This is a genomic window from bacterium, from assembly GCA_040756715.1.
GTDB lineage: Bacteria > UBA9089 > UBA9088 > UBA9088 > UBA9088 > JBFLYE01.
This window is the reverse complement of sequence record JBFLYE010000055.1, coordinates 3,338-3,868: the sequence shown is the minus strand read 5'-3', so window position 1 is coordinate 3,868 and position 531 is coordinate 3,338. Positions and strand designations below refer to the sequence as shown.

2 protein-coding genes are annotated in these 531 nt (G+C 36.9%); one reads left to right on the top strand and one right to left on the bottom strand.

The features are described 5' to 3' along the window. On the top strand, positions 1-207 hold a 207-nt coding region (locus AB1397_02325; protein ID MEW6481828.1), incomplete at its 5' end, for an orotate phosphoribosyltransferase. 1 nt (position 208) lies between these two features. Here AB1397_02325 and AB1397_02320 read toward each other — a convergent pair. Continuing rightward, positions 209-531, bottom strand: a 323-nt coding sequence (locus AB1397_02320; GenBank protein MEW6481827.1) for a DALR anticodon-binding domain-containing protein, incomplete at its 5' end; no start/stop codon positions are given.

Genomic DNA, 531 nt, shown 5'->3' with positions numbered 1-531 from the left:
ACCACAGGAAAGACCATTAAGGAGCTAATAGAATTGGTAAGTAATTGTAAGGCAAATATTGTTGGAATTGGAGTTGTAATAGATAGAAGCGAAACAAAAAACCTTGAGGTTAAATCCCTAATCAAGCTCAATATAGAAACATATTCCCCTCCCTCTTGCCCATTGTGTAAGGAAGGTATTCCCTTTATCAAGCCAGGGTCAAGATAGCCTAATTGCTCCTTATAACCGAGAGATCAGCCAGGAGGAAAAAGAGGTCTTTTAGGAGGAAAAGGAGAGAAAGCCTGTTTTCCCTTATGTTTTTTTCAGGAACCATAACCATTACCTTGTCAAAGAATTTGTCTATGCTTGGTCTTAAACCCGCAAGCGTTCTAAATCCTTCCCGATAATCCCTTTTTGAAATTACATCTTTAAGCTTTTTTTCTGCCTCAATTAGAGAAAGATAAAGCCCTTTCTCAGCATCCTCTAAAAGGAGATTAAAATCAAATTCTTTTCTTTCTGCAGACTTTAAGATATTTACAACCCTCTTAAAAC